This window comes from Pseudarthrobacter sp. KH_020_B (genome assembly GCF_057840185.1).
In genome coordinates this window covers 615,944-629,602 of record NZ_CM174506.1, presented here as the reverse complement: position 1 = coordinate 629,602, position 13,659 = coordinate 615,944, and the positions used below count along the sequence as shown (strand labels likewise).

Annotated in this window: 11 protein-coding genes; 5 read left to right on the top strand and 6 right to left on the bottom strand. The window is 65.7% G+C overall.

From position 1 onward, the window contains the following. Positions 1-95 precede the first annotated feature (95 nt). Together AC3IT0_RS03055 and AC3IT0_RS03050 are read right to left on the bottom strand one after the other, a co-directional pair. Positions 96-1,247, bottom strand: a complete 1,152-nt coding sequence (locus tag AC3IT0_RS03055; protein ID WP_489322335.1) for an ABC transporter permease — start codon at positions 1,245-1,247, stop codon at positions 96-98. Then, positions 1,244-2,215 carry an ABC transporter ATP-binding protein gene (locus AC3IT0_RS03050; protein WP_489322334.1) on the bottom strand — a complete coding sequence of 324 codons (972 nt, stop codon included), beginning with the start codon at positions 2,213-2,215 and terminating at the stop codon, positions 1,244-1,246. The genes AC3IT0_RS03055 and AC3IT0_RS03050 overlap by 4 nt, the downstream gene beginning before the upstream one ends. Positions 2,216-2,429: 214 nt before the next feature. Here AC3IT0_RS03050 and AC3IT0_RS03045 point away from each other — a divergent pair, with 214 nt between their 5' ends. Next, positions 2,430-3,788 carry an aspartate kinase gene (locus tag AC3IT0_RS03045; protein ID WP_489322333.1) on the top strand — a complete coding sequence of 453 codons (1,359 nt, stop codon included), beginning with the start codon at positions 2,430-2,432 and terminating at the stop codon, positions 3,786-3,788. A gap of 90 nt (positions 3,789-3,878) precedes the next feature. Here the strand turns inward: AC3IT0_RS03045 and AC3IT0_RS03040 are convergent, their stop codons facing one another. Then, the gene (locus AC3IT0_RS03040) at positions 3,879-4,094 is read right to left on the bottom strand and encodes a hypothetical protein (protein ID WP_489322332.1); all 216 of its coding nucleotides are present in this window, start codon (positions 4,092-4,094) and stop codon (positions 3,879-3,881) included. A gap of 132 nt (positions 4,095-4,226) precedes the next feature. Further along, entirely contained in the window at positions 4,227-4,469 is a 243-nt protein-coding gene (locus tag AC3IT0_RS03035; protein WP_489322331.1) for a hypothetical protein, read from the bottom strand. 83 nt (positions 4,470-4,552) lie between these two features. Between AC3IT0_RS03035 and AC3IT0_RS03030 the strand changes: the two genes are divergently transcribed. From AC3IT0_RS03030 to AC3IT0_RS03015, 4 genes are read left to right on the top strand one after another with little or no spacing between them, the layout of a single operon-like run. Further along, positions 4,553-5,035 (top strand): MarR family winged helix-turn-helix transcriptional regulator, encoded by a 483-nt coding sequence (locus tag AC3IT0_RS03030; RefSeq protein ID WP_489322330.1) that lies wholly within the window; start codon positions 4,553-4,555, stop codon positions 5,033-5,035. 55 nt (positions 5,036-5,090) lie between these two features. After that, positions 5,091-5,663 carry an SSI family serine proteinase inhibitor gene (locus AC3IT0_RS03025; protein WP_489322329.1) on the top strand — a complete coding sequence of 191 codons (573 nt, stop codon included), beginning with the start codon at positions 5,091-5,093 and terminating at the stop codon, positions 5,661-5,663. Further along, a complete protein-coding gene (locus AC3IT0_RS03020; protein WP_489322328.1) occupies positions 5,641-6,582 on the top strand; it encodes a 3-methyladenine DNA glycosylase in 942 nt (313 codons plus the stop codon). The genes AC3IT0_RS03025 and AC3IT0_RS03020 overlap by 23 nt, the downstream gene beginning before the upstream one ends. Then, positions 6,579-6,932 carry a serine protease inhibitor gene (locus AC3IT0_RS03015; RefSeq protein WP_489322327.1) on the top strand — a complete coding sequence of 118 codons (354 nt, stop codon included), beginning with the start codon at positions 6,579-6,581 and terminating at the stop codon, positions 6,930-6,932. Before AC3IT0_RS03020 ends, AC3IT0_RS03015 begins: the two co-directional genes overlap by 4 nt. An 84-nt stretch (positions 6,933-7,016) precedes the next feature. Here the strand turns inward: AC3IT0_RS03015 and AC3IT0_RS03010 are convergent, their stop codons facing one another. Together AC3IT0_RS03010 and AC3IT0_RS03005 are read right to left on the bottom strand one after the other, a co-directional pair. Then, positions 7,017-10,172, bottom strand: coding sequence for a S8 family serine peptidase (locus AC3IT0_RS03010; RefSeq protein ID WP_489323897.1), 3,156 nt, complete (start codon positions 10,170-10,172; stop codon positions 7,017-7,019). A 308-nt stretch (positions 10,173-10,480) separates the two neighbouring features. Then, positions 10,481-13,447 (bottom strand): exo-alpha-sialidase, encoded by a 2,967-nt coding sequence (locus AC3IT0_RS03005; protein ID WP_489323896.1) that lies wholly within the window; start codon positions 13,445-13,447, stop codon positions 10,481-10,483. Positions 13,448-13,659: the final 212 nt, after the last annotated feature.

The window sequence follows — 13,659 nt, the reverse complement described above, 5'->3', positions numbered from 1 at the left end:
GCTCAGGCTAGCGGGCGCCCCGTCCTGGCCTTGCCCGGTTCAGGCCTTGCCCGGTTCAGGCGGCGAGGCTGAGCCGTCGTCGGGCCACACCGGCTTTAGGCGATTCGCGTCCCCCGGGCCAGCCTGTGCGCCGGGGTGCGCAACGAGCGCCAACCCAACCACATCAGCAGCCCGGCGAGCAGCAGCTGCAGGCCGAGCCCCAGCGGCCACAAGGGAGTGGACTGTGCCAGGTACTGCGGCTTGGCCTCGCCGTTGGCGCAGGGGTAGGTACCCTCGGGCCCTGCCATGGCGTACCGTGCACCCTGGCTGATGGATTCGATGGCCCCCACCGGTGATGACATGCCGAAGCCAGTGTTGACGCGGACCGTGTAGGGAATGGCATCTGCCACCACCACGTAGGGGTTCATGGCCAGCATCCACGCCACCCGTTCGGTGCGCACAACCGGCTGGGCGCGCAGCGGACCGGAGCAGGTGTACTCCGGTTCCTGCGGCATCGGCTGTTCCTGCATCGGTTCGTAGGGTGCGTAGTTGCGGTACTGCGCCTGGTTGGCCATGATGGTGCCCTGCGAGAGCCCGGTGCCCAGGCCAAAGGCAATCAGGGAACCGAAAACGAGCCCGGCCACTGCAAGGTAGGTGACCACGATCGAGAACAGCGGGCGCCCTGCCAGCGCGGAAATTCCGACGCCGATGGCACACACCACACCCACCTCAACGGCCAGCATCAACAGGGCCACGATGACATGGCCGGGCGTCATGCCGCCGAGGGCGACTCCGATGACCAGGAATGGCGTGCTGGCAACCAGGAATGCCAGGGCGGCGGCCCACGCGGCGAAGAACTTGCCCCACAGGATCTGTCCGGGCCGCAGCAGGGTCACCTGAAGGATGGCCAGCGTGCCGCCGGCGCGGTCGCCGTTGACGGCGTTGGCAGAAAGCGCGGGCGCCACCAGCAACGCGAAGAGGAGTACAAAGGCCAGGACCACTTCGAAGATCATGGATCCCGGCCCTGTGTCGGGCGGCATGACGTTTGAATAGGTGCGCTGGGCTTCGCGCTGGGCGTTCCAGCTGGCCCACGTCAGCCACGTCACCAGGCCGGTCAGGATGAACCAGATCGCCAGCATGATGTACCAGCCCCGGGACCGGAGCCGCTGCTTGAGTTCCAGGACCACCACATCCCGGATGCCGGCAAGGTAGCCGGCAGCAAGGCCGGAGGCCGGCGGGCGCTGCGTTGTATCTGCCAGCCGGCTCATCGCCGCTCCCCCTCAAGGTTCATGTACGTCTCTTCCAGGGCACCCGAGGCGGGGGCAAAGGAGCTGACCCCGACGCCGGCCAGCACCAGGTCGCGCAGGAGGCGGGCGGCGTCGTCGTCGTTCAGCAACACCAGGCTGACGCCCGGCCGGCGGCCGTCCTCAACCCGGAACGCCAGGCCCAGTTCCGTGAGTTTGGCGGCGAGCGCGGCACCATCGGTTGCCGAGATGGCGTAGCGCCTGCCGGAGGCGGCGGCCTCGTCCGTGGTCTGGTGCCGGACCGTCTTCCCTCGGTTGACGAATACCGCGGCGTCGGCAATTTCGTCCAGCTCGCTGAGCACGTGGGAGGAGACCACGATGGACTTCCCCTCCGCCGCAAGCTGCCGTAGCATCACCCGCAGCTCCACCCGCGATCCCGGGTCCAGGCCGGACGCCGGCTCATCGAGCAGCAGCACGGACGGATCGTGGATCAGGGCGCGGGCCAGGCTGAGGCGCTGCTGCTGCCCCCGGGACAGGACACGGGCCGGCTGGTCCGCCAGGTCGCTCAGGCGGACCCGGTCCAGCATCCCGCTGACGCGCTGCGGGATTCCGGCCTTGGGCAGCTGGTAGAAACGGGCTATCTGGGTGAGGATCTCACGGGCGGTCAGGGACTCCCACACGCCCAGGGTGTCCGGCATCCAGCCAATCCTTTTGCGCACTTCCGCGCGGTGGTGCTTGGGGTCCAGCCCCTCCACCGCGACAGTGCCGGAATCCGGCGCCAGCAGCGAAGCCAGCATGAGCAACAGGGTAGTCTTACCGGCGCCATTGGGGCCGATCAGGGCGGTGACTTTTCCCGCCGGAGCATGGAAATCCATGTGCTCGACGGCGTGCACCTGCCCGAAGCTGCGGCTCACCGCGGTGGCGCTGATGGCATACTGCTCAGGGCTTTCCGGCTGGGCCGGAATGCCTATTTTGTCCCAGTTTTCTGTCATTTCCCGAGCACCTGTCCCCCAAGCCGTTCATGCATACTGACTTATGAGCCTACGCCTGAGCCGACGGGCGCAGTATCCGCCGGAAGGCTGAGATTTGGACACAATTCCACGTCCGGCCGCAGGCGGCGATAAACTGGGCTGACACGTCATGCCGTCCAGCCGCAAGGCTGTGGCTGACCTCCAGAACTCCGATTGATCCAGTGAAGGTACGCGCATGAGTACGCCCACTTCCGAAGTGCACACAGCAACGCAGCCACAGGAGCTGCCCGAAGCCACTGCCGTGACCAAACAGCTGATCGTGCAGAAGTTCGGCGGTTCCTCCGTGTCGGATGCCGATGGCGTCAAGCGCGTCGCAAAGCGCGTGGTCGACGCGCAGCGCGCAGGCAACGAAGTTGTAGTGGTGGTTTCGGCCATGGGAGACACCACCGACGAACTGCTGGACCTGGCCGCCCAGGTGACCGATTCCGCCCCTGCCCGCGAGATGGACATGCTCCTCTCCGCCGGTGAGCGCATCTCCATGGCCCTGCTGGCCATGGCCATCAACAAGTTCGGCGCCTCAGCGCAGTCCTTCACCGGCTCCCAGGCCGGCATGATCACCGACGGCATCCACGGCAAGGCGCGCATCATCGACGTCGATCCGCACCGCATCCGTACCGCCCTGGACAAGGGGCACATCGCGATCGTGGCCGGCTTCCAGGGCATGAGCCGCAGCACCAACGAGATCACCACGCTGGGCCGCGGCGGCTCGGACACCACAGCCGTCGCCCTGGCGGCCGCCCTCGACGCCGATGTCTGCGAGATCTACACAGACGTTGACGGCATCTACACCGCTGACCCCCGCGTGGTGGCGTCCGCCCGGAAGATCGACACCATCTCCAGCGAGGAAATGCTGGAACTCGCAGCGTCCGGCGCCAAGATCCTGCACCTGCGCTGCGTTGAATATGCGCGCCGATTCGGTGTGCCGTTGCATGTCCGGTCCTCATTCAGCCAGAACGAAGGCACCTGGGTCATCCCCAGCGCCGAAGACAAGACCACCACTCAAGAGGGAGTTGCCTTGGAGCAGCCAATCATCTCCGGCGTTGCACACGACCGTTCCGAAGCCAAGGTCACCGTGGTGGGTGTACCGGACATCCCCGGCAAGGCGGCCGCGATCTTCCAGGTCATTGCCGACGCCCACTCGAACATCGACATGATCGTGCAGAACGTTTCCACGCACGGCACGGGCCGGACGGACATTTCCTTCACGCTCCCCATCGTCGAAGGCGCGGACGCCCTGGCAGCGCTCAAAGCCGCGCAGCCGGACATCGGCTTCGAGAACATCGAATACAACGAACAGATCGGCAAACTGTCCCTGGTCGGGGCCGGCATGCGGTCACACCCGGGCGTCTCCGCGACGTTCTTCAAGGCGCTGTCCGACGCCGGGATCAACATCAACATGATCTCCACCTCGGAAATCCGGATCTCCGTGGTGACACACGCGGATCTCCTCGACGACGCCGTCCGTGCAATCCACAAGGCCTTCGACCTGGACAGCGAGGACGAGGCAACCGTCTACGGCGGCACGGGGCGCTAGCCCGCAGCCCGCTGCACCACAAAAGGATGTTCTGGAGGCCGGTTCTGCCGGCCGCCAGAGCATTTTCTTTTTTGGGTCAAAGCGGGCAGCTCAGCCCTGCTTGTCCAGTTCTTCGCGGCGCACGGCGTAGTGATGACCTTCGGAATCGGTTTCCACTACGAAGTGGGAAAGGTCCTCGTCAGAGGCCTGCTCAAAATCATCATGCTTGTGGACCACGGGCGTATCCGTGTCCAGGCGCGTTGCCGGCCCGAAGACAAAACGGAGCCTGTCAGTCGCTTGCATAAAACCGGTGAGCGCATGTCCCATTGTTTCCACCCCCTTCCCGCGTTGCGGGCGAAAGAGCCGCTATCTCCTTTTGGAGTCAGTGCCCTTATTTTACGCCCGCAGCCCACAAAAGGGCCTGATGAGGTTCGGCCTCATGGGGAGGCCGGGAGAAGCTCAGCGGAGGGACTGGTCGCCCGGGTTCCTGGGCACAACATAGGTGCTGCCGTCCGGGCGGGTGACTGTTTCCCATTGCTGCGTTTCCCGCTCGCGCTGAACCAGGAGTGCCCGGTTCTCTTCGGTCATGTCATGCACCAGGGAACTGCGGTTGGCCGGGCCGAAAATTGCCCTGAGCTTGCCTGTTGCCCGCATAAACCGCTGGGATGCGTTGCCCTTGTCAACTGACTTGCCTTTGCCCATGAAAGTGAACCCTTCGATAGAACCCAATTACTCCCACCAGTGTACGCTAACAATTAGTGCACTAACTATTGGAGGAGAATGTGATGACGGTACAGGCCGGCGCTGCACGGCAGCAGGACGACGACCTCCTCTTGGAGCAGCAGCTCTGTTTTGCCCTCACCGTGGCATCCAGGAGCGTAGTGGGCGCCTACAAGCCCGTCCTCGAAAAGCTCGGACTCACCCACCCGCAATATCTCGTGATGCTGTGCCTGTGGGAATCAGCACCCCGCACCCTGCGCAGCATCAGTGAAGCCCTGGCGCAGGCCCCGGCCACCATCTCACCGCTTCTGCGGCGGCTGGAGGAGGCCGGCTTTGTCACCCGCCAGCGGGTGGACGGAAACGAACGCACCCTTGCCGTCGGCCTGACCCCCGCCGGTACCGCGCTGCGCCAGCAGGCCCTGGCCGTCCCGGGCACCATGATGGAACGCCTGGGGCTGACCCGCGAGCAGATTGGCGAACTGCACAAATCCATGATGGGGCTCATCGCCGCCACCGCCGGCACGAACGGGCACCCCGTCGGGGAATAAACCCGTCGGCGAGTAACCCGGCAAGGCGTAAAATGGCAGCAACCTAGGAGGGTCCATGCGTTTGCGATCAGTACGGCCATTGCTGGCGGTTCTCGCCATTGCCGGGCTCGCCGCCTGTACGGGCACGCCTGACGGGAACGGGACTTCATCCGCCAGCCCCACAGCCAGCTCCCCCACCAGCCAGGGCACCCAGGGCGCCACCAGCTCCCCCGCTCCGGACACCGAGACCACAGTCCCTGCACCGTCCCCTTCCGCACCGCCGGCACCGACGGCAGGCCCCGGCGCCGGCAACGCCGAACTCGCCATCATGGTCAAGCCTTCTCCCACTGAGGCGGCGGTGAACTACACGCTGGTATGCCGTGATGGCCTCCCCACCGCTGAGAGTAAGCACCCCCGGCCGGAGGCCGCGTGCGCTGCCCTCAAGAACAACGCCGCGCTCCTCAGCCCCGCTCCCAGGAGCAAAGACGTGGCCTGCACCGAACAATACGGCGGCCCGCAGACCGCCACGGTCACCGGGATTGTGGACGACACTCCCGTGGATGCCGCGTTCGCGCGCACCAACGGCTGCGAAATCGGTGCCTGGGACGCGGCCCAGGACGTCCTGGGTGCCAGCGGTGGAGCAGTTTAGCCTGCTGACGGCCGATGCCTGGCGTGCCCGCGAAGAAGCGCACGCCCACCGCGTCCGCCGTTACTCTGATCCCTACCTCACCCGCCGCTCGGCGGGTCGGAAGCATCCGGTGGAGGATTTTCTTTTCACCTACTACACCCAGAAGCCTGGCCAGCTGCTGCGCTGGCACCCGGGAGCCGGCGTCGTACTGACCGCTGAAGCGGCGTCCGCCCGCAGGGGCTGGAAGCACTATAAAACGCTCGACGACGGCGAACTCGCCTCCCTGGGGCTGCCGCCGGGAACCACCGCCGTGACTTTTGACCGCGCCCGGTTCCTGGCCGACCGGCACGAGGCTGTGGCCTTCGCCGACATCATTCTCCGCGGCACCGCTGCCCGCCCCGCGCAGTTCGGCTGCTTCGGGCTGCACGAATGGGCCATGGTCTACCGCCAGGACAAATTCGACCTGCGCCATGAGTACCTGCAGCTGAGGCTGGGTTCTGCCGGGACGGACAAAGTGGTTGAGGACAACCGGATCCGGTGCTCACACTTCGACGCCTTCCGCTTCTACACCCCGGACGCGATTACGCTGAACGAACTGGCACCCAGCCGCGAAAACCAGCGGCACATGGAACAGCCGGGCTGCCTGCACGCCAACATGGATCTCTACAAGTGGGCGTACAAACTGCTGCCCGCGCTTCCCAGCGAACTGGTCATGGATTGCTTTGAACTGTCCTGGCGGATCCGGGCCATGGACATGCAGGCCTCCCCCTACGACCTCGCGGAATGGGGTTACCCGCCCATCCCCATCGAAACCCCTGAAGGCAAGGCTGCCTACGTGGAACACCAGCGGGCCTTCGCAGCGGAGGCCGCTGCACTCCGCGGGCGCCTGGCGCAGGCCTTGGCACCGGTTCGAACGGCGGGGACGGCGGCGACGGCATGAAGGACCTGGAGTTGACCATCCGGGTCACGGAAAACCCTGACGCCCCCGAGTATGAATTCCGGCTGATAGTCCGCGATGGCCGCCCTGCTGACGGTTGTACCTTGCCTGACCCCGCAGGAGCCTTGTCGGCCATGGAACGTTTCGGCGAGGACATCTTCTTTCCCAAGCCGGGTCCCCCGAAACTCTGCACACAGCAATACGGCGGGCCGCAGGTGGCCGTTGTGACCGGCTCCATCAACGGCCGTCCCGTCAGCGTGACTTTCCGGCGAACCGATGGCTGCGAAATCGCCCGCTGGCGTGCCATGGCTCCCCTGCTCGGCGGGACAACGGGTTCCCGCGGCGAAACCTGACCGTCGGCGGCAGCCTCCGCATCCGACGGAAACGCCGCCGGACCCAAGCGGTCCGGCGGCGTTCCCTGGCTGTTTTCTGGAGAACTAAACATCCATGTTGCGGTTTCCGGAGAACTCCGGGACCTCCTGCTTCTTCTTGTCCTTTTTGACCCTGTCCTGGGCAGGGCCATCGGCCGTTTCATCAGCAGGGACCACCACAGCACTGCCTGGTGTGACAACCACGGAGACGAAGGTGGGCACACTCGAACCGGCGAATGTCACCCGGCCGATGTAGGAGCCCTCAGCGAGATCCTTCCACTGGAGCTTCACAATGCCCGACTGGCCGTTCCCGAGCCGCAGCGGGTTGGGGGTCACCGTGGCATTTCCCACGTTGGCTCCCAGCACCGCGGCGTCCACGGACGCTTTGGTGGGCTGCCCATTCGGGCTGGCGTAGAGGTTCACAAAAATCGTGTACACGCCCGGCGCCGGGTTCGGAACTGAAATCGACTCACTGGCAGAGGCTGTCTGGGACAGCAGAGCCTGTCCCGCCGGGTTGAAAACCACCAGGTCAAAATCGGCGGCCTCGTCCGACGAATAGACGGAGAACTTGGCCAACGGCGATCCTGCCGGAACCGTGACCTCCTTGGCGAAGTTAGACGCGTCCGTTTCCAGGGCCAGCGGTCCGGGAACCAGTTCGATGGCCGAGGAGTCAGCCTTGGACAGGCCGTCCAAGGTAATCTTCACAGGCGCGTTGGTGCCGGAAACCACCGGAATGTCGCCCTGCCCCTGGCCGCCTTCCGAGGTGAAGGCCAGGTTCGCCGGCGCCACCACCGACTGCGGGCGGACGGCCACCGGCGATGCCACGTTCTTGCCGGCACCCTGCCAGACGAGGTTACCCATGGCAAACTGCCCCAAAGCAGCACTGGTGTTCTCGAACTTGACCTTGAAGGTGCGCTTCTCGCCGGCTGCATTGAAGCTAAGGATCGACGGCGTGACAGTCACCTTGATGCCGGGAACGCTGGCCTTGGCCCGGTAAACGCCGGGAGTCAGCGCGGTGACGGTCCGGGTGACCTCAGTCTTCCCGGTGAGTGCCCCCAGCGCGAACGAGGCAACATTCATGTCCCGCGGTGCGGTGGTTCCGAGATCCGGGATGCCCAGGTCCAGGCCCGTCCCCTGAATGAACTTCAGGTAGTCGTCCGCGGAACTGTCGAAGACAAGGCCGGGATCGAGAACCCGTGCAACGTCCACCTGGCCAGCGCCGGTTGCGAACACGTCACCGTTCCGGGTGCCGTCTGCGTTCTTGATACTAGCCGCCGTAGTCATCATGGCCGACTTGATGGTGGCCGGAGACCATATGGGGTTCTTGGCCAGAATCAGGGCGGCAAATCCGGCCACATGCGGCGCAGCCATCGATGTCCCGGACATCATGCCGAACTGGTCGCCGCCGGAACCGATGGGCGACACCCCTGCCAGCACCGCAACGCCCGGCGCCGCCACGTCAGGCTTGAGCAGGTCTGAGCCGGTGGCCAGCAGCGGGCCCCGGGAGGAGAAGCCGGCGATCTGCGGCTGCGGCGCGGCCGGAAGACCGGTAGTGTCCGTGTTCACCAGGGAGACCTTGATCCCGGGGTTGGCGATGATCTTGTCCTTGATCTGCTGCGTGGCCGGCGGGTTCACGTGCACCGTGGGGACTGCGTGGCGGTCAAGGTCCTCGGAGGAGGTGGTCAGGTTGACCAGGATCATGCCGATGCCGCCGGCACGCTGCACCTCGGCGCTCTTGGCTACGCGGTCCACCACTCCGCGGTCGCAGACAACAATCTTCCCCGTCACCTTGGCGGGATCCAGCACATTGGGTGCGCACAGTTCCGGGTTTGCTGCGCCGGCGGCTGCGGCACTTCCCGCCAGCACAACGTTGCTCGCAGGAACGGGAGCGGCCATGAGACTGGCGCCGCGGTACTTGCTGCCGTCCTCAAATTCGACGGTTCCCTGCAATTCCGTGGAGAAGGAGCTCGCGGCAACCGTGGTCAGCCACGGAGCGCCGTGGTTCACGGTGCTTGCCGCAGGCCCCGAGTTTCCGGCGGAGGCGGCAACAAAGATTCCGGCAGAGGCCGCGGAGAGGAAGGCCAGCGAAACCGGGTCCGTGGTGGTTGAGGTGCTGCCGGATATCGAGTAGTTCAGCACATCCACGCCGTCCAGGATTGCCTGATTGATCGCGGCCACGGAGGCGGAGCTGTAGCACCCGCCCGTGGCGGGGTTGTCGTCCTCCCAGCACACCTTGTAGACGGAGATCTTTGCCGCCGGCGCCACGCCGCCGGTGATGCCCATGTCAGTTGCACCAAGGCTGGCCCGGACGTTCGCATTGCCCGCGGCGGTGCTTGCAGTGTGCGTCCCGTGGCTTCCCACATCCACAGGCGAAATGAGCTCTTCGGGAGCGCGGTTCCCCGGCGGCACGTACGCCATGAAGTCGTCAGCGAAGTAGCGGGCACTCAGGACTTTGGAGTTGCAGGCGCTGCCGTCAAACGCGGCCCCGGTTCCCTGGCCCTTCTGGCACTCACCGACGAAGGTGTCGCCGTCGGACTTGAGCATGGCGATGTTGCCGTCCGCGGTGCGGTACGGGGCACCCACCTGGGCCTGGCCGCTGAGGGGTTGCACGTCCTCCCCGGCGAAGAATGGGTTGGAGGGTGTGTAGCCGGAGTCGATGACTCCCACTACGACGCCTTTGCCGGCATTCTCCTGCCCGCCGAAGGCAGTCTTCCAAAGGCCGTTTTCACCGCTGAGCCCGAGGAAGTCCGTGGTGGAGTAATCCGGCGCGTTTTCCGTATCAGGTGCCACCACCAGGACGGCCGGGTCCTTGGCGAGCCTTACGGCCTGGTCAGCGGTCAGATCGGCCGAGAACCCGTTGATGGCAGCCGTGTACTGGCGCTTGATCCGGACGCTTTCGGAACCGGCCACAGCGTTCTGCCTGCCCTCAAGGTGCGCCTGGTACTGCTGGACTTCGGGCCGGTCGGCGTCAAGCTTGCGGCCGTTCTGGGGCTTCGTCGCTGCGAGTCCGGGCGACCCGCCGTCGTAGGTGGCCGCCGGCTTCTCGGCAAGGACCACAATGTAGCGGCCGGCGGGGTAGTCGCCGGGGTTGATCCTCTTTGAGGCCACTGCCGTGTTTGCCTCAGCGGGCGCCGCGGTAGCGGGGCTCATCGCTATCGAAGAGAGGAGCAAAGGCAAGCCCACGGCCAATGCCGTCGCCTTCCGGAGTCCCCCGCCCCGAATGGGGCTTTTTCCAATTGATTTCACGAGCGACTACACCTTTCACGAGGAACGGCCGGCCACGTTGCCGGTCTGGAGCAGCTGGGAACGGCACACGGTATTACAGGTTTTGTAATACCGTGACCAGCCGTTACAAACAGTACAGACTGAGAGCTGAATATGACATACGACACATCAGGCGTATAGGTCAATCATGCAGCTACAAGGCGGGGGCGGGAAGGCACAAAAGAAGACCCCCACGTGGGCCGGACTTTGGGGCACGTCCAGCTCCACGCGGAGGTCTTCTTTTGGTGCTAGGAAGCCACCCCGGCTCAGCCCTTGGGCGTCACCTGCAGACGGTCGAAGGAGACCTGGCTTCCGTCCTTGTCCAGCACCACCACGTCGTCGCGGCCGTTCTGCACGTCGGAGGGCAGGATGAACTCAACCGTGTTGTCGGTGGTGGGGAAAATCCAGCCGATTCGGTAGCTCTGCTTGTTCAGGTAGACGTAGTACCACTGGCCGTAGTCGAGACCTTTCAGGGTCACCTTCTGGCCGTTGCGGTACTTGTCCTGCGTGCCCAGGTCGAACGGAGCCGTCTGCTCCTCGAGGTCCTGGACGGCGAGGACGGGGACCGTCTCCGGCTGCGCCGGCTGGAGATCCAGCACGACGGCGCCGCCAGTCACCGTAGCCGCGACCCGCTTGGCGCCGTTGGTGGCAGTTGCCTCAAACGAGACAGCGTCGAGGCGGCCTGCCGCGATGTCGGCTGCGGTCAGGACGTGCTCGCGCGTTGACATCACGGTCCCGCCCACGGCCAGGGCGTCCTGGCTGATCGAAGCGTCCGGGGCACTGAGCCCGGTCAGGGAGACGTTGCCGGCGTTGCCCACCGTGTGGGTGTAAGTGACGGTGTCGCCTTCGCTGGCGAAACGGTCGCCGTCGGCGTCGGTCCACTCAGCGGAAACGGTACCTTCCAGCTTGGCGTCGCGGACCTTCAGGTCCACTTCGCCGCCGTCGATCGTGTAAGACTTGCTGGTCTGGCCTGCGGAGCTGACTTCCCAGGTGGTCTTCGGAACGAAGTAGCCCTGCTCCGCCTCGGCAGCGGTCACGGTGTGACGCGGCGTGGCGCAGGTGTAGCCCTGGCCCGCCGGCAGCACGCTGTAGCGGCAGTTGCCCGGGCCATCTGGGACGAAGGGGCTGAAGTTGCCTGCGGTGGGGACCACTTTTTCTACGAGCGGGCTCGTGTTGCTCACGCTGAAGGTGTACGGGAACGGGTCGCCCGCAGCGTAAGGCTGGGTGGCGAGATCGCGCCCGGCGTCCCCGCGGGCGCCCGTGATCGTGGCGGCGACAAGGCCGTCACGCAGTGCCACGGCAGCTCCGGTGAACGGCACAGTCTTGGTGAGCGACGGCGTCGAGCTGGCCGTGACGGTGAAGCTCGCCTCCGGGACGAAGTAGCCGCGGGCGATGTCCTCGGCCGTCAGCGTGTGCTTGGCCGTGGTGCAGTTGTAGTTGGCACCGGCGGCCAGGTTGCTGAACCGGCAGTTGGGGACGCTGGGGGCCCCCGGAGCAGGTGGGAGGAAACCGGTTTCAAAGTTGCCGGAAACCGGGACGGAATTCGCCGTGACGTTGGCGGTGCTCTTGACGTTGAACGTGTAGCTCAGGACGTCGCCCGCCCGGTAGGGGCTCGCGACGACGTCGCGGGACGGGGCCGTTCCGGTGATGGTGAGCCCCACCTGCGGGGCTACCGGGACGGTGGCGGTGAAGGTGAACTGGGAAACCCGGCCATCCGCCGTCGTGAATGCCGCGTTGAGGTTCTGCGGACCGCTGGCGTTCGCCGGGGCGGTCAGGGCGACGTTGACGGTGGCCGAGGCGCCGGGCGCGACGTCGGGTACGGGCACCGTGGTGGCGGTCCAGCCGGCCGGGGTGTAGACGGTGGCGTTGGCACCGGAGAGCGTGGTGGCTTCCTGGTTGGTGACGGTGACTGCCACCTGCGAGGTGGCACCTGGGGCCGTGGTGACGGCCGGCACGGACAGCGGGGCGCAGGCGTAATTCAGCCACGCGTCGTCGAACTTCGCGAACTGGATGTTGTCCGTGTAGTTGCCCTCGTACAGGACACCGAACTTGCCGTCTTCCAGCCGGGACACGGTGGAGTAGGCGGAGAAACCGGGGCGGATGGTGCGCACACCCGGCCAGGTGGCGCCGTCGTCGCAGGAAATGCGGGCGGAGACGTTCTCGCGGCCGGTCTTGGAGTTGGAGTTGGTGAAGATGAGCTTCTTGGCGTCCGCCGAGCCCTGTGCCGCGGCCGGGAACATCCGGGCGATGGAACCGTTGTTGGCCGGGTCCGGCAGTTCGGTGTCCTGGGTGACCGGGCCGTACGTGGCGCCGCCGTCGGTGGAGACTGCCACCTTGCGGTAGCCCTGGTTGGCGTTGTCGCGCGAGTTCAGCAGCAGGCGGCCGTCGGAAAGTTCCACGGTCTTGTTCTCGTCCATGCGGTCGCCCACGTTGGCGCCCTTGTGCCAGGTGGCTCCGTGATCGTCCGAGTAGACGCTGTAGGCCTGGATCTTGTTGGTGCCGTCGGCTTGGCGGACATCGCCGGCGTACTGCTGGACCAGGCGGCCCTTGTACTGGCCGTACTTGAGCTGGATGCCTTCGCCGGAGGACGCGAAGTTGGAGCGGATATCGCCTGCCACGGGGCTGGTCTTGCTGGTGCCCGGCTTGGTGACATCGGTGATGAGCCTCGGCTGGCTCCAGGTGATTCCGCCGTCGGAGGACTCAATGACGGCGGAGGAGATGACGGTGCGGTCGGCGTCGTCGTTGCCGAACTGGCTGCCGAAGAAGCCCTGGTCCTTGGAGTACACAAAGAGGTTGAAGACCTTGCCGGCCTCGGCGTCGTAGATGTAGGAGGGGTCGCTGTAGCCGTACTTGGGGCCGGTGGCGTCGCCCACGTGGCCTGCGGCGATGACCTGCACGGGACCCCAGGTCTGGCCGCCGTCGGTGCTGCGGCGCTGGACGATCGAGTTGGCGTTCGGTGCATCGGCGGCGCTGCCGGGACGGCCGTCCCACGAGGCGAGCACCACGTTGTTGCCCAGATACGTCAGGGCAGGGATCCGGTAGAAGAAGTTCGCCGCAGTGCGGTCGGCGCCGATGTTCGACTCCGCAAATGAGCCGGGAGGGGCAGTGGGGTTGTTCGAGGGGATCGGTGCCGCCTGCGCGGCGATCCCGGATCCGGCCAGCAGCGCCAGCGCTACCAGCCCGGTCCCTGCGGTCCGGCCAAGACTTCGGTGCCTGTTCCGCTTAGTAGAAATTCGCAAATCCATATCCTTTCAAGGCGCCGCGGGGCGGCGGATCGGGAGAATTCGGCCGTACGGGCGGTCTCGACACCCAAGGGGGTACCACCTGCCACATACGACGTCCTACGACCCTAGTGTGTAGAACCTCACATGGCTAGGAGTTTCTGGAAGTTGCTGGGGAGCAGCCTGAGCGGGGCACTGAACTGGGGCTACTGGAACAGTGCACA